Below are 20,115 nucleotides of genomic sequence, written 5' to 3'. Positions count from 1 at the left end.
TATCCTTATAACATAAGCAGGCAACCCAAATTTCATTCTCTAAGGTAGCCCACTATGTTAAAAAAACTATTTAAATCAAAGCCGAAATACGTCAAGTTTGATGATAAATACACCACTTTAAGCGCAGAAGAATCGTCATTAATAGATGTGATTAGTGCCGATATACGTAAGGAAGTACGAAGTAGCAAAGGCAAAAATAAACTGGACTATCATGGTCGTGCGGTGCACACCAAAGGCTATTGTGCGCTAAAGGCAAGGTTTGAGATTTTGAATAACCTGCCTGCCGAGTATGCACAGGGATTGTATGCCAAGCCAAGCACTCATGACGCAGTGATACGTTTTTCTAACGCTGCGCCAACCGTTGCTCCCGATAGACGGTTGGGTTTGGCTATTGGGCTGGCGTTTAAAGTATTTGATGTAGAGGGTCTAAAATTAACTCCTGATGAGCCAAACGCCACCACAATGGATTTTGCTTTGGTAAATGCCCCTGTGTTTTTTACCAGTCAGTTAAAAGATTATGCGTATTTATCTAAGTTAGCATTTGCGTTCAATGGCTATTTGGCCAATGGATTAGCTGGCAAGGCCAAGTTTGGCTTTGATTGGTTAACTCAGTATGGCAAAGAGATTCCGCAATTTGAATCGTTTAAGACGTTAAATACGTTTCGCAAGCTGGCCATGGTAAAACCTAAAAACCCATGGCTCTATGATTATTTCTCTATGGGCGCAGTACGTCATGGCGACTATATGGGCAAAATAAGGGTGACACTCACTCCAGAGTCCATCGCAAAAATTAATCATCCAGACATTCATCTGGTAAGCGAAGAGGAAGCCATTCGTAAAGCGTTGATTACAGAGATTAGCGAGCATGAGCTTGAATTGGAGGTACAAATTCAGTTATGCCGCAATCTTAAGAAGCAACCGATTGAGGATTTAACTCAAGAGTGGAAGGAGTCGGAGGCGCCATTTGTCACAGTGGCTCGTTTAACCGTGCTGCGTCAGGAGGTGCCTGATGACGGCAACTTTGATGCCATGGAGCATTTGTCATTTACGCCGTTTCGATGCTTGGAGGAGAATCGCCCCATTGGCCGTATCCAGCAGTCTCGCCTGCAAGCCTATCAAGCGTCATCTATAGAGCGTCATAAAGGCAATGCGGTTAAACGACGGGAGCCTGTTAGTTTGGATGAGGTGTTTGACGGGTCGTATTATTAGTGATTACTAAGAGTTAGAATAAGGTTGTGTTTAAGTGAGTTATTGTCTCACTCATTTAATCATCTTATTTAATGATACTTGATACTGTACAATAATCGTTTACTCCATAAATTTGACCCTTTATGAATATTGCCTTGTTCGACTTTGACGGCACAGTAACCAACCAAGATATGTATACCCAATTTGTGTTGTTTGCGACACCAAAACGTAAATTGACTCTAGGTAAATTAATATTATTACCCACTATAATAAAGTATAAGCTCGGTCGCCTTCATGGGCGAGATATCCGCACAAAAATGACTAAATTTGCCTTTAAAGGGATGAGTATCGATGACCTTAGCCAAAAAGGTGAAAAATTCGCCAACCAAGTTATTCCAACCTATATCAGAACAAATGCGTTGGAGAAAATAAAATGGCACCAAAGTCGTGGAGATTTGGTGGTGATCGTTTCGGCATCACTCGACGTTTATTTAAAGCCATGGTGCGATAAGCAAAAATTAGATTTGATATGCACGAAGGTTGAAGTGATCGATGGCGTCATGACAGGGAATACTATTGAAGGAGACTGTAGCTCGCTTGAAAAACAAAGACGTATCGAGCTGCGCTATAACCTTGAAGACTATGACACTATCTTTGCCTATGGTGATACGCCTGAAGATACAGAGATGTTAGCGCTTGCTCAGCCTGAGCATCGTTTTTATCGTTACTTTTGATAAACTCGTTTGATGAACCGTGTATATGACAATTATTACAACAGCAAGCATTCAACTCGTGACACTGCATTGACCAGACCAGCGTATACAGTCGTATGGCGAGATTGGCTCCAAGTACACATGTCACAAATTTCAAACCACTTATCCTTTGTCATTCGTGACATAACTCTTGATTATCTACCCTATAAAATTGTATTGTAATCCTAACCATTCCTTAAGTGTTAATTGAAAACAACTATGACGACACCCTTTAAACGGCATACTTTGAGTTATTACACATTTGTTAGTTTAGCTATTAATTTAGCTATTAGTGCAGCACTCACTAGCACAGCGCATGCTGTTACAGTAACGAATACGCCTGTGAGTACAGCAACTACTATGGCGACTGATACTGAACCCTCATCGCTCTCCACATCATTCAATGAGTTTACAAATCCACAAGAGATACACCCAGATAGTAAAGACTGGAACTGGGTAGATGAACAGCATGAAGGTACGAGAAGACGCTTAGGTAACTGGGCAAATAAAATGAATGGGTGGTTTGGTAAAACAGATCCAAGAGACCCAGCCACCGCTAGCTTAAGGGTGGTTATGGATACACGCTGGGTAGATGATCCTGTGCAAGGTAGTGATATTACTGTTGAGCCGAGGATTCGTGGGCGCTTAAAGCTGCCTGTTCTGGAAGAAAGGCTCAGCTTAATGATTGGAGATGATGATCTTGATGACGAGTCTGCTTTAAAGCAGGATGCATCTGGCAGAGCTTACTATAGAGATACGAGCAGTCAAAATAAAACCATCGATAGAAAAAGAGTCCGAGAGGATAATTCGTCCATCGCTTTACGCTGGTCACGCCTTGAAGAGGCGCTTGGATTTGATGCGGATGTTGGTATCCGCTCTGGCGATGATGTTTATGTTAAATTTAGCACTGATAAAGACCTATATGAAAACGATAAAATAAAGGTTAGTAACGACAGCTTCTACCGTTATGGCTCTGATAGTGAGCACTACGCCAGAACTGGGATGGATCTACGCTATGGAAAAAATAGCGAACGATTTATCAATAATCGTACTACCCTTCACTATGCTAACCAAGACAATGATGAGCGCACATATTGGAAGAATGACCTTAGGCAGTTTCATTATTTTGATAATAATAAGCAGTTATCCTACGGTATTTCAGCCAGTGGCGATTTTAAGGATGACCATAGAAGCAACCATAAAAAGCTGAATAGTTACGGCCCAACGATAAGTTACCGTCAGCCTATTTGGCGACATTGGTTATACCTGCAAACTGAACTAAACTACTATAATGATAAAGCAGAAGATAAAGGACATTATCCGTCTGCTCTACTTCGGATGGAAGCATTGTTTTAGGGCTCAATGTTGTTTTAGGGCTTAATACTGTACATTCACATATTGTCCGTCATAACTTTTAATTTGACTAATTTTTCACTTTCACTATTAAGGTAATAGCTTTATGAAAAAATTAAATATTCTCATCACTGGCGCTGCTCGAGGCATTGGCCTTAAGACCGCACAAAGCTTGGCGAGTAAAGGACATAATATCGGTATGTTTGATATTGATGTTGATCACATTGAAGCTTCGCTGGAACACAAGGCATTCAAGAAAGCCATTAAGTCGCAAGCTATTCTGCATGGCACGCTAGATGTTACCGCTAGTGAAGACTGGGACAGCGCCATTGAAGCCATGCAAGACAAATTTGGTAGTATTGATGTACTTATCAACAATGCAGGTGTACTGGTTGATGGCCCCCTAAGTGAGACAGATTTAGAGGCTCAACTTAAGCTGGTAGATATCAACTGTAAAGGTGTGCTCATCGGCTGTTACAAGGTAGTTAAAGTAATGGAAGGGGGCAAATTTAGCAAAATTATCAATGTTTCTTCGGCATCAGCCATATATGGCCAACCCGAAATTGCCCCTTACTCTGCCAGTAAGTTTTTTGTGCGGGGTTTGACAGAAGGTCTTAATATTGAATTTGAACCTCAAGGTATTAAGGTAATTGATATTATGCCATTGTGGGTTAAAACGGATATGACAAACGGTATTGAAGTGACCAGCATTGACCGTCTTGGCTTAAATTTAATGCCAGAAGATGTGGCTAAAACGTTGTGTAACCTTGCTAAATCTCCTAATAAGAAACTCTCTAAGACCCATTATACCGTGGGCATGCCAGCTAAAGTTATGAATGGGTTAGCGCAAATTACGCCAAATAAGATTAATCGTCTTCTTACTAAAAGATTTGGCGCATAAACGCATAAGAATATAACGCCTAAACTGATCTGTAGAATCTCTTTACGTTATTTTTTGAAAAGCCATCGTTAAGATGGCTTTTTTAGTGGCAAAAATTTGAGTTGAGCGATGTTGAATTGATCAAAATCAAGTTAAGAAAACTTTAGTTAACAGTATTAAGTTGCATAATTATAAATTATTTTACATCTATTAACTTGTCTCACAAAAGCGTGACAGCACATTACCCATATTTACGGCTTTAAAAGGTAGTATTGGAGAAAGATAAGGAAAAGAAAGATAGTAGTGAAAGAAAGATAGTAAAGAAAGATAGTATTGAAAAACCGTATTTAATGAGTTGGATTGCACTGATTATTTAATTGTTTATTTAATCTTCATCAAACCCATTAAAACAAACTTAAAGTTTAATAAGGAGATTATTATGAGTGATAAACGACTTTCAGACTCTATGGAACAAGCTCTTAACGATCAGATGAATAATGAAGCTAAACAAGCTCAAGCCTATTTAGCACTTGGTGTTTGGGCGGAGTCAAATAGCTACTCAGGTATTGCCGAGTTTTTCTATAAACATTCTGAAGAAGAACGTCAACATATGTTTAAGTTTTTAGAATATATTAACACTCGGGGTGGTACAGCAAAAATTGGCGACATTCCTGCGCCTAAGGATAATCCAAGCAACTTGCAACAATGTATTGAAGATGTATGGCAACACGAACTTAGGAATTCACAAAAGATTTATGATTTAGTGGATAAGGCAATGGCAGAAAAAGATTGGCCCACTTTTAACTTCTTACAGTGGTTTGTTAAAGAGCAGATTGAAGAAGAAGCTTTAATTGATGAGTTACGCGATAAATTTGCTTTAGCCTCAGACAATCAACATAACAATGCTAACTTTTATTCACTTGACCGTGATATGCAACACGCTTCTCAGGAAGCAGAACTACCACGCAATAAAAGTATTTAAGCTGAGTTACGACTTAAAGGATAATGTTATAAGACTGCTGTCTTGTTGTCTTGACGATTATGCTATGCGGTTTTTCATATGTTGATTCTCTTGCATACTGAACGGTTATGGTTTTCTTACATATTATTAACATGCGGTGACATCTCGTTACTGGTTGGTTGTAATCTTCAATGACACAATAAACTCATACCAGAAATTTAGTATGTAGTAAGCAGCAAGTAATACATAAACACTATGTCGTTAATAAATTTATAAGTAAAAGGATGACACTATGAAAAACCCTAAAACCCCTCAACCTGATCTAGTAAGCAGTACTCTATCTCACGAAGGTGTACGTAAACCGATGAACGACCCAATGGCAACTGATTCATCAGATCTAGATACAGATAAGCTGACAAATTCTGAAGAGTCCATCATAGATGCCCTTACAGATACAAATAGTATTGATCCTGATAATCTTATCGATGAAGTACACTCTGGATTGACTGAAGTGCATCGTCATAATATTGATGAATCACGCATCGATGAAGTATTAGTAGAAGACACCTTAGATGATAAACACTACCCTACTATTCGTGATATTGCTGATAAAGATGCGGTTGCTCATAGTTTTGAAGATGAGTAATTATTTTGAAGATGAATAGTTATTTTGATTAGAAGATGAATAGTTATTTTTGAATATCAGTAGTTATTAGGTTTAATTATGAGAGTTCGTTATTTATAAAAATTAGATAATGAGTGAGATAAAGAGTAATGATAAGGTACAGCCTTGTTATGAGTAACTATAATTCAATTAACTAAACACCGCCCTAAAGTGGCGGTGCTTTGTTATAAATATACACGATACCTAAATCCTCAATACAAATGTAAAGAATAATAGAGCTATTATTTACTATTTGGTTCAAAGCGCTGGTTAACCGGTGCTAACAGTAGTGTTAAAAGTATTAAAACCGGTGCAAGGCTAGCGAGCTAATACGCTAAGTAGAACTGGATTTCTCAGGCGAAACAAGCTTAATGCTATAACCCTTTAGAAATGATAGAGCTTATGCCCATCCTTGTAGGGTGGCTGCCCACCCTGCGACCAGTGGCTTAGCCAATGCTTCCATTAAATCTATATGATCTTCATGATCATTTAAAGCAGGGATATAATGATACGTTTCACCTCCCGCCTTAATAAAGTTATCACGATTTTCCATCGCTAACTCTTCTAACGTTTCCAAACAGTCAGCGGAGAATGCAGGACTGATAACTTGTACCGAACGCACACCCGCCTTACCCCACTCTTCTAGCGTTACATCCGTATAGGGCTTGACCCACTCTTGTTTACCAAAACGTGACTGAAAACTGGTTATCCACTCATCTTCATTTAAACCCAGCTCACTTGCCACTTGTGCTGCTGTACATTTACAACGCTTAGGATAAGGGTCTCCTTTGTCAGCGTAAGGCTGTGGGATACCATGAAAACTAAACATCAGCTTTTCAGGTTTACCATGCTTTGCCTGAAAACGGCGTATCGAATTTACCAAGGCCTTGATATAAAGTGGATGCGCAAAATAATCTTTAACAATAGTATAATTAGGCAAGTTACGTTGCTTCAGTGTCCATCTCGTAAGAGCATCATATACTGCGCCACCCGAAGTCGCTGAGTACTGAGGAAACAGAGGCAAAATGACAAAGTGATCTACGCCTTCTTGATGCAGCTTATCCATAACATTTGGCAAACCTGGATTACCATAGGTCATCGCTGGATGTACAGAAACTCTAAACGGAGTGATACTATCCTGCAATCGAGTTTGCAGCTTATCCACTTGTAAATTCAATATTTTACGTATTGGAGAATCGCCATCCCATACACTAGCATAGGCATGTGCCACTCGCTTAGGACGAGAGGGTAATACAAACAGGTTTAAAATAATTGCCCATATAAACTGCGGTATTTCAATTACCCTAGGGTCGGACAAAAACTGCTTTAGATAACGACGTACTGCTGGTGCCGTTGGCTCATCTGGTGTGCCTAGGTTAACAAGCAAAACAGCTATTCGAGGTGGCTGGCTAGGTTTCATATCTGGCAGATGTCCTCAATAAACTAAAATGATTTAAAATGGTTGGATGTCATGATGTTATAACTTGGTGTAAAAACAGGGGCCAATATTTATATATATACTTGATACACAGTCACTGACTTTTCCAATGGCAAAATAGAGTGCCAGTTTATCATTATTGCAAGGTAGTTTGCCAAAACAGTAGCCTTAAATTAACAACCCCGTATTAACAAACGGCCATTGAAGTTGTACTTACCTAGCTATCCACCTACAATAATAGTTTATAATGACGAGTTAGAAATCACTACTCCCTTTCTGTCATATTCTGTATGTTTAATATCGCAATTTCTAATTGACCCTATTTCTATTAATTCTATTGAGGTAACTTTGAGCATCCAATCGACCCAAAATGATTCCAATTTTGCCCGTTTCGAGAGTGACTCTTTAGGTAATTCTTTAGACGATTCTGTAGGCCGCTCTGTCGGTATAGTAACGCCGAAAACATTGCATTTTGACACACCCTTGACCTTGGAGTGCAATCGCACTTTGTCACAGTTTGATCTAGTATATGAAACCTACGGTACTCTCAATAAAGATAAGTCAAACGCCATATTAATATGTCACGCACTATCGGGCAGTCATCATGCTGCTGGCTACCACAGTGCTGACGATGAAAAACCTGGTTGGTGGGACACCATGATTGGTCCAGGTAAAGCCATAGATACCAATCACTATTATGTGGTTTGCTTAAATAATATTGGCAGTTGTCATGGGTCAACTGGTCCTGTTACACCTAATCCAGCAAGCAAAGAAAATGTTCCCTATGGCCCTGATTTTCCACTCATTACCATTAAAGATTGGGTAGTGACTCAAACCATGTTGTCAGATCGCTTAGGTATTGACGTCTGGCATGCTATTGTTGGTGGATCAATGGGCGGGATGCAGGCGCTACAATGGTCAGTTGACTACCCTGATAGACTTAAACGCTGTGTGATTATTGCGAGTACACCAAAACTTTCAGCTCAAAACATTGCATTTAATGAAGTCGCTCGACAATCCATACTATCAGACCCCGATTTTAAAGAGGGTCGCTACTTGCAAGCGGGCACGTACCCTCGGCGCGGACTAATCCTAGCACGTATGGTGGGTCATATTACTTACCTCACAGATGATGCTATGAAAGCAAAATTTGGTCGTGACTTAAAGTCTGGGAAATTTATGTATGGTTATGATATTGAGTTTCAAGTTGAAAGCTATCTGCGCTATCAAGGCGAGCGTTTTAGCGAAAACTTTGATGCCAATACTTACTTATTAATGACCAAGGCGCTTGATTATTTTGATCCTACCCGAGACTATGTGGATGATGACCTTGATGATTTAGAAGCGCTAAAACAAACTCTAGCCCATACACAGTGTCAGTTTTTAGTAGTTTCATTTACCACTGACTGGCGCTTTTCTCCAGAGCGCTCTCAAGAAATTGTCGATGCTTTAATGGCTAATAAAAAACCAGTGAGCTATGTTAATGTTGATGCACCGCATGGTCATGATTCGTTTTTATTTGACATTCCGCGCTATATGGGTGCAGTTAAGGGCTTTTTAGACGCGCCGTTTTTAACAAATTCAGACGCTCTAAACCAGAAGAAAATTGGGCAAACTCAAAAGGAGCATACCGCATGAGAATAGATCATGAGCTTGCTAAAAACTGGATTGCGCCGCACTCGCGTGTATTAGATCTCGGCTGCGGAGATGGCTCTCTGCTGGCACACTTACAGCATACGATGGGAGTAACCGGATATGGCTTAGAATTAGATGAGTATAAAATTAATGAAGCCATATCAAAAGGTCTGAATATTGTCGAACAAGACTTAAACGACGGACTGGCTCGTTTTGCAGATAACAGCTTTGATACGGTCGTCATGGCTATGGCACTACAAGCCGTTAAAGCACCAGATAAATTGCTTCTTGATATGCTCCGTGTGGGCCGAGAGGCCGTCATTACCTTCCCAAACTTTGCTCACTGGCAAAACCGCCTACATCTCGGTATAAAAGGGTTAATGCCAGTGTCAGAAGCCCTACCCTATGAATGGTATAACACGCCAAATATCCATTTATGCACTTTTAAAGACTTCGAAAAGCTATGTGCTGATAATGACATTAGTATTATCAACCGCTTTGCAGTGACCGACTCAGCAGATCGATTTGGTCTAAAACGCTCTTCTCTCATGCGAACTTTCATACGCCAAGCGCCAAACTTATTGGCAGATGTTGCCATATATCGAGTGACTAAGCGATAGAACCTTAACCCTGAATACACTAATCTACAAAAGAATATTGCTTGATGTTAAAAATGGATTTATGTTTGAAAGAGCTTGATGTTTGAAAGGGTTAATAAAGATTATTGGGTTTGGTTTGGTATTAAGAGAGCAGGTACGCGCAAATAATTGCTATTGAATGACTAAACTTGATACCTGTATAACGCTAGAATAATAACGCCAGAATAAATCTCATTAGTATGGTTTTAGACGCATATTTGACCGTCTGATACGAAAAATAAAAACGGGTATGGTTTAACTAAAAGATAGCTGAACAAATATTTCGCTAGCTTTTGTATACTTCGCTAGCTTTTGTATACGTAGTAAGTCTACCTGATAACTCCTTGAAAATATTTTAGATAGCGTTAGCAATAGAATTAGCAAATAGTCGAAACCAGTGATGACTTTCTTCAGTTAGAAGACGGCTAAATCATGCCTAATTCATACTACTCATTTCTCATTCATTTCATATTTGATACTAGATTATTGCTTGTATTATTTTGTTACGATTCACGTAATTATTTTAATATTTTTCACATTTTTTCAAGTAAAACTACCCTAGTTGCATTTGAGTTTGCTTAAAGGCGGTGTTAAGCTATGTTATCGTTTTTTAGTAGTGTGTAATTTTCACTGCCTTTGTGTAGTGGCTTACCCTAATTAACTATATCTAAATCTTTAGACACTGTTAAATTACGAATACCATTGTTTAATGTTTTCTTAATACGTTTTGTTTAATATAAGTGCCGCCGCTCAATACAGTATCAGCTAAAAAGCCGAGCTTTGGTGCTTTCATTCATTATGACGCTAATTTTGTTGTTGGATTTCTTATGAAACTTTTAAAAGCTGCTGTTTTTGCTACTTTATTCTCAACTGCAGGCTTAGCCCAAGCTGATCTGGTTGCGAATGTTCCATTAGATACATCTCGCTTTGAGATGATGAGTGTAAATGACCTAACTGCACGTGCAAACCTTGGTAACGATCATGCCCAATTCTATTTAGCCAAACGTTATCAAAAGGGTATTGGGGTCACTAAAAACCCGCTTAAAGCGATTGAATGGTACACCCGTGCGGCAAAGCAAAATGTGACGCCTGCTCAGCTAAATCTTGGCATCATGTATGCACGAGGCGAAGGGGTTGCTGTCAATGAACAACAAGCCCGTTATTGGCTTGAAAGAGCAGCCAAGCGTGGGGATAACCGTGCCAGTTACACCTTAGCACTTATTGATGAGAAACAGAGAAAGCTTGTTGATGCCTATAAGTGGTATGAACTATCTGCTCGTGACGGTATGCTGAATGATGAAGTACGTACCAAAGCACGCGGTAAGATTGGGCAGTTGGCTTTGAATTTATCAGGATCTGATATCGCCAATGCTCGTAACCAAGCAAACAGCTGGTTTCAATCTAAATAATGGGAAAATGAGCCCTTCAATAAATGAATAAACGGCTTACATTTTGAGTATCACCCAGCTTTAGGCTGGGTTTTTTATCTGATTTTATTTCCTCTGTAGTCTCTTTTACAGGGTTACCTCCACGACACCGTAAATATTGGGCAATAATGAATGGCTGTCTTCTCGAATAGAACCAATAAAACATTGTTCAATACTGCACTTGTGGTAATCGGAATCGGATTAGTACTAATCGCTATAATATCTTTGAATAAGGATAAAGCCCCGCTTAGCGCAGAGGAAAAAATCTCGGAGCACGCTCAAAAAGAGTCTGAACTATTTCAAAAAGATGCAGATATTGTAAGGTTACGTCATCTTAAGTATTGGGTGGCGACTATTGAAGACTACCAAAGCAAAGTGGGACACTACCCCTTGCAAGGCGAATCGGACACCCCCTTATATGTCTTCATAGCAACACCAAGTCAACTGGCCTCACTATCTACATCGGATCATTTAATAGCATCTGGTCAATTAAAATCGCCTTTTTCTACATCTACCTCTTCCGCATCCCCTACACGTCCCATGAAAGATTTCGTAAACGTGCTTGAAGCAGGGCTTAATAGACAAATAACTGAGTATTACGACCCTCAAGATACAATCAATACAGATAATAGTAGACCTAACATCTACACCTACACGATTACTAATGATACTTATACCTTTAGTATTAATACACATCAACACTACTTATTTAGTAGGTTTATTGCCCCAGATTTTCACACAGTTGAAGTCTCAAATGTAGGTAATCCAAGCGCCAATTTAATACTTACTCCACAAATGCTCTTTAACTCATCGCATTATAAGATAGCCGCTGGAAAAACCATTAGCAACCCAAATCTATTTGAGAAAGGCCATACACGGCATATGAGTGAATAATAAACTTAGACTTAGACTTATTTTTCACTCCTCTAATAACCTTGATACTCTACTGGGCTAAATTAAAGAAAACCCCTAATCACCAGATTGGGGGTTTTCTTATTAAACATGCTCGCTAAACAAGTAGCCGATATCTTATTTGGGTCACGTGCGTCAAATCATTTGGTTTCGTTAAATAATTCACGACCGATTAACATACGGCGAATTTCACTCGTGCCTGCACCAATCTCGTAAAGCTTTGCATCACGCCAGTAACGACCCAGTGGATATTCATTAGTGTAGCCATTACCCCCAAATATCTGAATACCCTCTCCTGCCATCCACGTGGCTTTTTCCGCACACCACAAGATAACACTGGCGCAATCTTTACGTACCTCACGGCTATGACCAACACCTTTTTTATCTAGCATATCTAGATTTTTACCAACGGTATATAAGAAGCTACGGCCCGCTTGTAGGATAGTGTACATATCCGCCACTTTACCCTGAATCAATTGGAACTCGCCAATTGACTGACCAAATTGCTTACGATCATGAATGTATGGAACCACATTGTCCATTACCGCTTGCATGATACCAATAGGCCCAGCAGCTAAAACGGCACGCTCATAATCTAAGCCACTCATTAACACCTTAACACCTTGATTAAGTTCGCCCAAGATATTTTCTTTTGGCACGAATACATTATCAAACGTCATCTCACCGGTATGACTACCCCGCATACCGAGTTTGTCAAGTTTTTGCGCTGTACCAAACCCTTGCATACCTTTTTCGACTAGAAATGCAGTCATACCTTTAGCGCCAAGCTCAGGCTCTGTTTTGGCGTATACCACCATCACATCAGCATCTGGACCGTTGGTAATCCACATTTTAGTTCCATTAAGCACATAGCCACCATCTCTTTCTTCTGCTCTTAGCTTCATGCTAACAACGTCTGAACCAGCCCCGGGCTCACTCATGGCTAACGCCCCAACAAACTTACCTGCAATCAGCTTTGGTAGGAATTTTTGCTTTTGCGCCTCATTACCATTACGTTTAATCTGATTGATACATAGGTTTGAATGTGCGCCATAGCTAAGAGCAACCGATGCTGAAGCCCTACTAATTTCTTCCATAGCCACCATATGAGCAACATATCCCATATTAGCACCGCCATACTCTTCAGGTACCGTGATACCATGCAGACCCATATCGCCCATTTTTTCCCATAAGTCCATTGGAAACTCATCACTACTATCTATTTCAGCAGCTCGTGGGGCAATCTCATTATCTGCAAAGCTTTTTACAGCATCACGAAGGGCGTTAATATCTTCGCCTAACTCAAAGTTCAAACCGATTGTGCTCATAAAATATCCTTATAAAATAATTGGAAGCAGTCTTTCAAAATGACTATCCATTGTAAATGCTGATGATTAAATTCATCTTAATGTTTTAGGGCATGTTACGGGCTTACACCCTACTCATCATATTTCTTTATTTTTATCAACAAAATATCTTTCTTATTGACTGTTACATAAGTAACTCTTATGTTACTTGCGTTATTAAGACTGATTAAATCACTTAGACTTACTAAGTAACGCACGAGCCACATTTGAGCCGTTAGCACGCCCTAAAAATTCGCTTATTTTTTGGCCAGTTGCAGTGAGCTTAGTTAAGTCAATGCCAGTTTCGATACCCATGCCATGTAACATATAAACCACATCTTCAGTGGCGACGTTACCCGTTGCACCTTTCGCATAAGGACAACCTCCAAGGCCAGCTACAGAGGTATCATATTGACGTACACCCAATTGTAGGGCTGCTAATGTATTGGCTAAGGCTTGACCATAGGTATCATGAAAATGCCCTGAAATATCGGAAACATCAATATAATCCATCGCTGCTTTTAGCGCATTTTGAACCTTGATTGGGGTACCAACACCAATGGTATCTGCCACACCAATATGCTCGGCACCGATTTCGACTAACCGTTTGGTAACATAAGCGACTTGAGTTGGCAAAATCTCTCCTTCATAAGGGCACCCGACACTACAAGAAATAACCCCGCGCACTTTTATGCCAGCTTCTTTAGCAGCAGCTGCAACTGGCGCAAAACGCTCAATACTTTCATCGATACTACAGTTGATATTCTTTTGGCTAAACGTCTCACTGGCCGAACCAAAAATGACCACTTCATCTGGCGTAAAAGTAAGCGCATTATCAAAGCCTCTCATATTAGGCGTTAATACTGAATAACAGACGTCTTTTCTACGCTCGGTATTAATGAGCGTCATAAGCGCGCTATTATCGCCCATCTGAGGTACCCACTTTGGCGAGACAAAACTAGTAGCCTCAAGCTTTTTAATACCAGCATCAATCAAGCCGTTTATTAATTCAAATTTCACATCTGTCGGTACATTCTGCTTCTCATTCTGAAGGCCATCACGTGGGCTAACCTCAATAATAAGAACATTATCTGGATAATTCATTACTTATACTCTGTTGTAAGCTACGGCCTGTAGCAGGTCATAAGACATCTTATATCTGTCCAAGAAGGTAATTAAACAGTGGCCAACTTGCTAATTCTACTATTTGCCATGCTTGCAAGCCTGTTTATTGCGAATTTTTATGGCTACTATTATTTATAACTACTCTGTTTTAGCTACTCTGTTGTAGCTACTTTAATTTTTGAATCGGATATTAGCGTATGGCCTTATTCTATATCGCAATTCTATATCGCACAAAAAATTATAATTTCAAGAAACAAGGCACAAGCTAGGCTAAGGTGAGGCCTAATGAATGCGATAAAATGGCGCTACTTCTGGTAATACTACTTTTTTTGATACTACTTTTAACGAATGATAGATTTACTCTTCAGTATCAATACGAAGTAACTCATCACCATCTGCTACTAAATCACCGGGAGCAAATAACAACTCTGCTACGACGCCATCCGCCGGTGCATTGATAGTGTGTTCAATCTTCATCGCCTCAATAACAGCCAGTGCTTGACCCTGCTTAACCGTGTCACCCGCGGCTACTTTAAAAGCAACGACCTGACCCGGCATTGGAGACTTTAAACTACCCACAGCTTGGCTATCTTCGCCCACATGTGCCATCGCATCGACAAGGGTAATAACCCCACTACCATTATCGCTAAATACGTGGATCTCTTCATTATTTTTCCAACTTTGAACCTTTAAACGCTGGTTATCTAACCATAATACATAAGAGTTAGCGTCTGAATTCATGTATTCAACAATGTCATTAAACACAGCCCCACTTAAATCTTCTGCATCGGCTTGGTTAGCAATCGCATCTGACGTTTCAACAGGTTTAATGCTCAATTTAAAACGCTGACTTAATTGGTCCTCCTGCTGGCTTCCTCTAGCATCCACTTCCTGCCAATCACTAATAACCGCTATGTAATGCTCATCGGTTTGACCATTATTTAACACTAAGCTGAAATAACGCTGATAGCTTGTATAAGCCCGCCAGCCATTTAGCTGGCTGAACGGATCATTTGATTGGGACAGAGCACTGGCTGTTTTTAATGCATCAGCTTCTTCTGACAGTTTATGCACCACTGCACTGGTCACTAATTGGACTAATGGTAATGGTTGTTGATCAAATAAAACATCTTTTTCACGCTCAATCAATGCTGTATCAAGGTTAGCCTGACTAAAGGAGTCCGTTGCCAAAACATGGCGTAAGAATGCGACGTTATTTGGTAAACCAACAATGCGAGTTAATGCTAAAGCTTGATCTAACTTGGCTAAAGCTTGCTGACGGGTTGGTGCATGCACAATCAGTTTAGCAATCATCGAGTCATAAAATGGACTAATGACATCACCTTCTTCAACACCATCATCAATACGAACTGAATCTACCGCAAACTGGCTATGTTCAGGCTTTTGATAGGTATACAAGCTTCCTGTTGCAGGTAAAAAATCATTGTCTGGGTTCTCAGCACACAATCGAGCTTCGATTGAATGTCCATTGATGCTTAGCTCATCTTGACGCTTTGGCAGTTTACCTCCAGCAGCAACGAGTAATTGCCATTCTACTAAATCAACGCCAGTGATGGCTTCAGTGACAGGATGCTCGACTTGCAGACGTGTATTCATCTCCATAAAGTAGAAATTCATGTCTACTTGGCCATCATCAGAGACACGTTGCTCAACGATAAACTCAACCGTACCTGCACCTACATAGTTAACCGCACTTGCAGCATTAATGGCTGCCGTACCCATAGCCTCACGCATGGCCTCATCAACATTTGGTGCTGGCGCTTCTTCTAATACCTTTTGATGCCGGCGCTGTACGGAACAATCGCGTTCAAATAAATGTACATAGTTACCATGACTATCGCCAAATACCTGAATTTCAATATGTCGAGGTTTTAAAGCATATTTTTCAATGAGAACCGCGTCATTACCAAAACTGGTAATGGCCTCACGGCGGCAGGACTCTAATAGCTCTTTAAAGTCTTCACTGCGTTCAACCAAACGCATGCCTTTACCACCACCGCCAGAGCTGGCTTTAATCAGTAAAGGATAGCCAATTTTATCGGCCTCACTCTGCAAGAAGTCAGGGTCTTGATTAGCACCGTGGTAACCGGGAATAAGCGGCACGCCAGCCGTTTCCATTAGCTGTTTAGATTCTGACTTCAAGCCCATTGCGGTAATAGCAGAAGCTGGTGGCCCAATGAAGGTAATGCCCGCCTCTTCACACGCCTGTGCAAAAGACGCATTCTCACTTAAAAAACCATACCCCGGATGAATGGCCTGCGCCCCTGTTTGTTTGGCAACCTGAATAAGTACATTACCTTTAAGGTAGCTATCCTTAGGCGCAGAACCACCAATGTATACTGCTTCGTCACACGCATTCACATGTTTAGCATAACGATCAGCCTCTGAATATACAGCAACTGTACGCACACCCATGCGTTTGGCTGTTGCGGCGATTCGGCAAGCAATCTCACCACGGTTGGCAATTAAAATCTTAGTAAACATGACTGTCCTTATCGTTTAATCTAGAAACTTACAAAATTAGTAATATGCTGATGCTAATAATGATGAGCGTGCTATTAAATCGTTTAGTCTTTGCATATACCTATGGTTATTACTTAAGAGAGAAGCTTTAGTAGGTGTTTAAAATCAGGTAATGTTTCAAATTTTTCTGGCTTTGATTTTGACTCTGATTCTAAGTCGATTTGATGCCAACTAGACTTGGTGCTTAAGCATAAGTGAGCAACGACCTCTACAGACGCCTCAGGATTATCTATCTCAAGTAGGCCAATAGGTATCCAGTAGTACTGATTGGCGAATAAATTAGGGACAGGACAACCACAGTTACCACAAAAGTGTGCGCTAAACCCTGTCTCTTTCTGCCAGCTTTTTATCTGTCCCTTATTTACCCATTTAAAATCAGCCATTGGAATTATAGTCGCTGAATTAGAGCTGGAGCCTGTTTGCTTTTTACATAACGAACAATGGCATTGATAAATTTTCAAAGGGTTGGTCTGAATGTCGCATGCAAATTCAGTAACACCGCACAAACATTTACCATGAATCATAGTATGCTCTTCTATATTTAAGAAGCCAGCCAATTAGGCTTACGCTTTTGTAAAAAAGATTGCACCCCTTCTTTACCTTCATCGGAAGCACGGATATCGGCAATGCCAGCTACGGTTTTGTCAATAAGATCATCATCAATGTCATGCCCTGCCACATCGTGCAATATTTGTTTGCATTCTTTGATTGCATTGGGGCTGTTATTACGCCATTTTTTACAAATTTTGGCCACGGTATCGTTAAGCTCATCTGAGCTCACACATTCATGAATCAGCCCAATGCGATAAGCCTCAGCCGCATCAAATACTTCTGCCGTTAAGAAGTAACGATGCGAGGCTCTTGCACCCATCGCACGAATAACATATGGGCTAATAGTTGCAGGTGCTAAGCCCAAACGTACTTCACTTAAGCAAAAGTTAGCGGATTCAACCGCTATGGCCACATCACAGACAGCAATTAAGCCAACACCGCCGGCATAAACATCCCCTTGAATAGCGGCAATAGTTGGCTTTGGACAGTCATAAATTACCTTAAGCATTTGTGCCAGTTTATCGGCATCTGCTAAGTTCTCTTCACGGCTATAATCCGCCATCGCACGCATCCAGCTTAAATCTGCACCCGCACAAAAGGCTGTGCCCTGAGCAGCTAGAACAATCGCTCTTACCTCATCATCATTGCCAAGCTCAGTAAATGCTCGATTTAACTCAGCAATGACTTCATCATTAAACGCATTACGCTTGTCTGGACGTGACAAGGTTACCGTAGCCACCTTATCCTCGATAGCAATGTTCAGTGTGCTAAACGTGCTGTTGTCAATTGGGTTTGCCATAGCATTCTCTCTGTAGCCTACACATTATCAGGCCAATTACATCGGGTTTATTAAATTCAGTTCATCACATGAAGGCGGAGGATATGTTGTGTCTTACCAGTTGCGGCTTACTAGGAAACCTTAGTAAAAATTAGGGTTAAGCAGATTACATTCTAAACACACCAAACTTAGTTTCTTTAATTTCAGCATTATAAGCCGCACTTAACCCTAGAGCTAACACCTTGCGCGTATCGACTGGATCAATAACCCCATCATCCCACAATCTTGCTGAGGCATAATAAGGATGCCCTTGTTTTTCGTACATCTCTAAAATTGGCGCTTTGAATGCATTTTCTTCTTCCACGCTCCACTCTTCGCCTTTGCGCTCGAAATTGTCACGCTTCACAGTCGCTAATACTGACGCTGCTTGCTCTCCGCCCATTACTGAAATTCGCGCATTCGGCCACATCCATAAAAATCTCGGGCTATAGGCACGTCCACACATGCCATAGTTACCTGCCCCAAATGAGCCACCGACAATGACCGTGAATTTAGGGACTTGAGCATTAGCAACCGCCATTACCATCTTGGCACCATGACGAGCAATACCTTCATTTTCATACTTGCGCCCAACCATAAAGCCGGTAATATTTTGTAAAAATACCAATGGGATATTGCGCTTACAGCACAGCTCAATAAAGTGCGTGCCCTTTTGGGCGGACTCACTAAACAAGATACCATTATTAGCCACAATTCCGACTTTCATGCCTTCAATATAGGCAAAACCACAAACCAAAGTTGTCCCAAAGCGGGCTTTGAACTCATCAAATTCACTGGCATCGACAATGCGAGCAATAATTTCACGAATATCAAACGGCTTTCTGGTATCCGTGGGAATGACACCATAAAGCTCTTTGGCATCATAATTAGGCTCACGGGGTTCAATTTGATTCGGTATCTGTTTGGGTTTGCGGTTTAGATTACCCACAATGTCACGCGCCATAGATAACGCGTGTAAATCATTTTCTGCTAAATAATCAACAACCCCTGACAAACGAGTGTGCACATCTCCGCCGCCTAAATCTTCTGCGGTTACCTCCTCACCCGTTGCTGCTTTGACTAATGGTGGACCACCTAAAAATATAGTGCCCTGCTCCTTAACAATGATAGACTCATCACTCATAGCAGGCACATAAGCGCCCCCCGCTGTACAGCTACCCATGACGACAGCAATCTGCGGAATACCTGCGGCGCTCATATTAGCTTGATTATAAAAGATACGACCAAAATGTTCTTTATCTGGAAACACATCATCTTGATTTGGTAAGTTAGCGCCACCTGAGTCCACCAAATATATACACGGCAGGTTATTTTCCTGAGCGATTTCTTGTGCGCGTAAATGCTTTTTTACCGTCATTGGATAGTATGTACCACCTTTAACGGTAGCGTCATTACACACAATCATACATTCGATACCATTAACACGGCCAATACCAGCAATCACGCCAGCAGCAGGAATATCAGCATCGTACATATCATACGCGGCCATTGGGGCGACTTCTAAAAACGCCGTACCGGGATCAAGTAAGCGCTCAACCCGCTCACGCGGTAATAATTTACCTCGTGCTAAGTGTTTAGCTCTGGCACGCTCCGAGCCGCCCTGCGCAATTTTTGAAAGGTGGGCATGCAAATCATCAACAATGACCTGCATGGCTGCTGTATTCTCTACAAAATCTTTAGAATTTGGGCTAAGTTTACTGGTAATGGTGCTCATGACGTCCCTTATCAACGGTGTTTGAGGGGTACTTAAGACCTATCATCTGATAAGTCAGCGAATAACCCACCCTAACAGTATTTTATTTTTTAAATATTTATATGTTTAAAGCTATTACTAAGTCGGCTGTAAATTTTTAAAAAGAATA

17 protein-coding genes and 1 pseudogene are annotated in these 20,115 nt (G+C 40.7%); 10 read left to right on the top strand and 8 right to left on the bottom strand.

The genetic code is table 11. From position 1 onward, the window contains the following. The first annotated feature begins 54 nt into the window (after window positions 1-54). The 6 genes from AC2SLN_RS00740 (at window position 55) to AC2SLN_RS00715 (ending at window position 5,780) form a co-directional block, all read left to right on the top strand. Window positions 55-1,209: a catalase family protein gene (locus tag AC2SLN_RS00740; RefSeq protein WP_486550236.1), complete on the top strand. Its 1,155-nt coding sequence runs from the start codon at window positions 55-57 to the stop codon at window positions 1,207-1,209. Window positions 1,210-1,331: 122 nt separating this feature from the next. Next, a complete protein-coding gene (locus tag AC2SLN_RS00735) occupies window positions 1,332-1,922 on the top strand; it encodes an HAD family hydrolase (RefSeq protein WP_486550238.1) in 591 nt (196 codons plus the stop codon). A 237-nt stretch (window positions 1,923-2,159) separates the two neighbouring features. Next, entirely contained in the window at window positions 2,160-3,296 is a 1,137-nt protein-coding gene (locus AC2SLN_RS00730) for a hypothetical protein (protein ID WP_486550240.1), read from the top strand. A gap of 103 nt (window positions 3,297-3,399) precedes the next feature. Continuing rightward, on the top strand, window positions 3,400-4,194 hold the full coding sequence (locus AC2SLN_RS00725) for an SDR family NAD(P)-dependent oxidoreductase (RefSeq protein WP_486550241.1): 795 nt from the start codon (window positions 3,400-3,402) through the stop codon (window positions 4,192-4,194). Between the two features lie 418 nt (window positions 4,195-4,612). Then, window positions 4,613-5,155 (top strand): ferritin, encoded by a 543-nt coding sequence (locus AC2SLN_RS00720; protein ID WP_486550243.1) that lies wholly within the window; start codon window positions 4,613-4,615, stop codon window positions 5,153-5,155. Between the two features lie 271 nt (window positions 5,156-5,426). Further along, window positions 5,427-5,780 (top strand): hypothetical protein, encoded by a 354-nt coding sequence (locus AC2SLN_RS00715; RefSeq protein ID WP_486550245.1) that lies wholly within the window; start codon window positions 5,427-5,429, stop codon window positions 5,778-5,780. Window positions 5,781-6,198: 418 nt separating this feature from the next. Here the strand turns inward: AC2SLN_RS00715 and hemH are convergent, their stop codons facing one another. Further along, window positions 6,199-7,218 carry a ferrochelatase gene (hemH, locus tag AC2SLN_RS00710; protein WP_486550246.1) on the bottom strand — a complete coding sequence of 340 codons (1,020 nt, stop codon included), beginning with the start codon at window positions 7,216-7,218 and terminating at the stop codon, window positions 6,199-6,201. Between the two features lie 465 nt (window positions 7,219-7,683). Here hemH and metX point away from each other — a divergent pair, with 465 nt between their 5' ends. The 4 genes from metX to AC2SLN_RS00690 all read left to right on the top strand — a co-directional run bounded on the left by metX (window position 7,684) and on the right by AC2SLN_RS00690 (window position 11,830). Next, window positions 7,684-8,874 carry a homoserine O-succinyltransferase MetX gene (gene metX / locus AC2SLN_RS00705; RefSeq protein WP_486550316.1) on the top strand — a complete coding sequence of 397 codons (1,191 nt, stop codon included), beginning with the start codon at window positions 7,684-7,686 and terminating at the stop codon, window positions 8,872-8,874. Beyond that, complete coding sequence (gene metW / locus AC2SLN_RS00700) at window positions 8,871-9,491, top strand: methionine biosynthesis protein MetW (protein ID WP_486531658.1); 621 nt, start codon at window positions 8,871-8,873, stop codon at window positions 9,489-9,491. Before metX ends, metW begins: the two co-directional genes overlap by 4 nt. An 845-nt stretch (window positions 9,492-10,336) precedes the next feature. Beyond that, window positions 10,337-10,918, top strand: coding sequence for a tetratricopeptide repeat protein (locus AC2SLN_RS00695; protein WP_486531657.1), 582 nt, complete (start codon window positions 10,337-10,339; stop codon window positions 10,916-10,918). Between the two features lie 150 nt (window positions 10,919-11,068). After that, entirely contained in the window at window positions 11,069-11,830 is a 762-nt protein-coding gene (locus AC2SLN_RS00690; RefSeq protein ID WP_486550248.1) for a hypothetical protein, read from the top strand. 158 nt (window positions 11,831-11,988) lie between these two features. Here the strand turns inward: AC2SLN_RS00690 and AC2SLN_RS00685 are convergent, their stop codons facing one another. From AC2SLN_RS00685 to AC2SLN_RS00655, 7 genes and pseudogenes are all read right to left on the bottom strand, one after another. After that, on the bottom strand, window positions 11,989-13,176 hold the full coding sequence (locus AC2SLN_RS00685; protein ID WP_486550249.1) for an isovaleryl-CoA dehydrogenase: 1,188 nt from the start codon (window positions 13,174-13,176) through the stop codon (window positions 11,989-11,991). Between the two features lie 210 nt (window positions 13,177-13,386). Then, entirely contained in the window at window positions 13,387-14,298 is a 912-nt protein-coding gene (locus AC2SLN_RS00680) for a hydroxymethylglutaryl-CoA lyase (RefSeq protein WP_486550251.1), read from the bottom strand. Window positions 14,299-14,676: 378 nt separating this feature from the next. Beyond that, entirely contained in the window at window positions 14,677-14,877 is a 201-nt protein-coding gene (locus tag AC2SLN_RS00675; RefSeq protein ID WP_486531679.1) for an acyl-CoA carboxylase biotin carboxyl carrier protein subunit, read from the bottom strand. A gap of 390 nt (window positions 14,878-15,267) precedes the next feature. Beyond that, window positions 15,268-16,824 (bottom strand): annotated as a pseudogene (locus tag AC2SLN_RS00670) (acetyl-CoA carboxylase biotin carboxylase subunit); the annotation flags it as partial. 113 nt (window positions 16,825-16,937) lie between these two features. Further along, the gene (locus tag AC2SLN_RS00665; RefSeq protein ID WP_486550253.1) at window positions 16,938-17,387 is read right to left on the bottom strand and encodes a GFA family protein; all 450 of its coding nucleotides are present in this window, start codon (window positions 17,385-17,387) and stop codon (window positions 16,938-16,940) included. Between the two features lie 17 nt (window positions 17,388-17,404). Continuing rightward, window positions 17,405-18,214 (bottom strand): enoyl-CoA hydratase/isomerase family protein, encoded by an 810-nt coding sequence (locus tag AC2SLN_RS00660; RefSeq protein WP_486550255.1) that lies wholly within the window; start codon window positions 18,212-18,214, stop codon window positions 17,405-17,407. Between the two features lie 145 nt (window positions 18,215-18,359). Beyond that, window positions 18,360-19,967, bottom strand: coding sequence for a carboxyl transferase domain-containing protein (locus AC2SLN_RS00655; protein ID WP_486550257.1), 1,608 nt, complete (start codon window positions 19,965-19,967; stop codon window positions 18,360-18,362). Between the last annotated feature and the right edge of the window lie 148 nt (window positions 19,968-20,115).

Source organism: Psychrobacter sp. CX90, from assembly GCF_057396305.2.
The sequence above is the reverse complement of the archived record's forward strand: the minus strand, read 5'-3'. Positions and strand labels throughout refer to the sequence as shown.

Coding starts and splice junctions, on each gene's coding strand:
- AC2SLN_RS00690 (WP_486550248.1), top strand. CDS start 11,069: ATGGCTGTCTTCTCGAATAGAACCAATAAAACATTGTTCAATACTGCA.
- hemH (WP_486550246.1), bottom strand. CDS start 7,218: ATGAAACCTAGCCAGCCACCTCGAATAGCTGTTTTGCTTGTTAACCTA.
- AC2SLN_RS00660 (WP_486550255.1), bottom strand. CDS start 18,214: ATGGCAAACCCAATTGACAACAGCACGTTTAGCACACTGAACATTGCT.
- AC2SLN_RS00720 (WP_486550243.1), top strand. CDS start 4,613: ATGAGTGATAAACGACTTTCAGACTCTATGGAACAAGCTCTTAACGAT.
- AC2SLN_RS00665 (WP_486550253.1), bottom strand. CDS start 17,387: ATGATTCATGGTAAATGTTTGTGCGGTGTTACTGAATTTGCATGCGAC.
- AC2SLN_RS00715 (WP_486550245.1), top strand. CDS start 5,427: ATGAAAAACCCTAAAACCCCTCAACCTGATCTAGTAAGCAGTACTCTA.
- AC2SLN_RS00740 (WP_486550236.1), top strand. CDS start 55: ATGTTAAAAAAACTATTTAAATCAAAGCCGAAATACGTCAAGTTTGAT.
- AC2SLN_RS00725 (WP_486550241.1), top strand. CDS start 3,400: ATGAAAAAATTAAATATTCTCATCACTGGCGCTGCTCGAGGCATTGGC.
- AC2SLN_RS00675 (WP_486531679.1), bottom strand. CDS start 14,877: ATGCCGGGTCAGGTCGTTGCTTTTAAAGTAGCCGCGGGTGACACGGTT.
- AC2SLN_RS00680 (WP_486550251.1), bottom strand. CDS start 14,298: ATGAATTATCCAGATAATGTTCTTATTATTGAGGTTAGCCCACGTGAT.
- metW (WP_486531658.1), top strand. CDS start 8,871: ATGAGAATAGATCATGAGCTTGCTAAAAACTGGATTGCGCCGCACTCG.
- AC2SLN_RS00735 (WP_486550238.1), top strand. CDS start 1,332: ATGAATATTGCCTTGTTCGACTTTGACGGCACAGTAACCAACCAAGAT.
- AC2SLN_RS00730 (WP_486550240.1), top strand. CDS start 2,160: ATGACGACACCCTTTAAACGGCATACTTTGAGTTATTACACATTTGTT.
- AC2SLN_RS00655 (WP_486550257.1), bottom strand. CDS start 19,967: ATGAGCACCATTACCAGTAAACTTAGCCCAAATTCTAAAGATTTTGTA.
- AC2SLN_RS00685 (WP_486550249.1), bottom strand. CDS start 13,176: ATGAGCACAATCGGTTTGAACTTTGAGTTAGGCGAAGATATTAACGCC.
- AC2SLN_RS00695 (WP_486531657.1), top strand. CDS start 10,337: ATGAAACTTTTAAAAGCTGCTGTTTTTGCTACTTTATTCTCAACTGCA.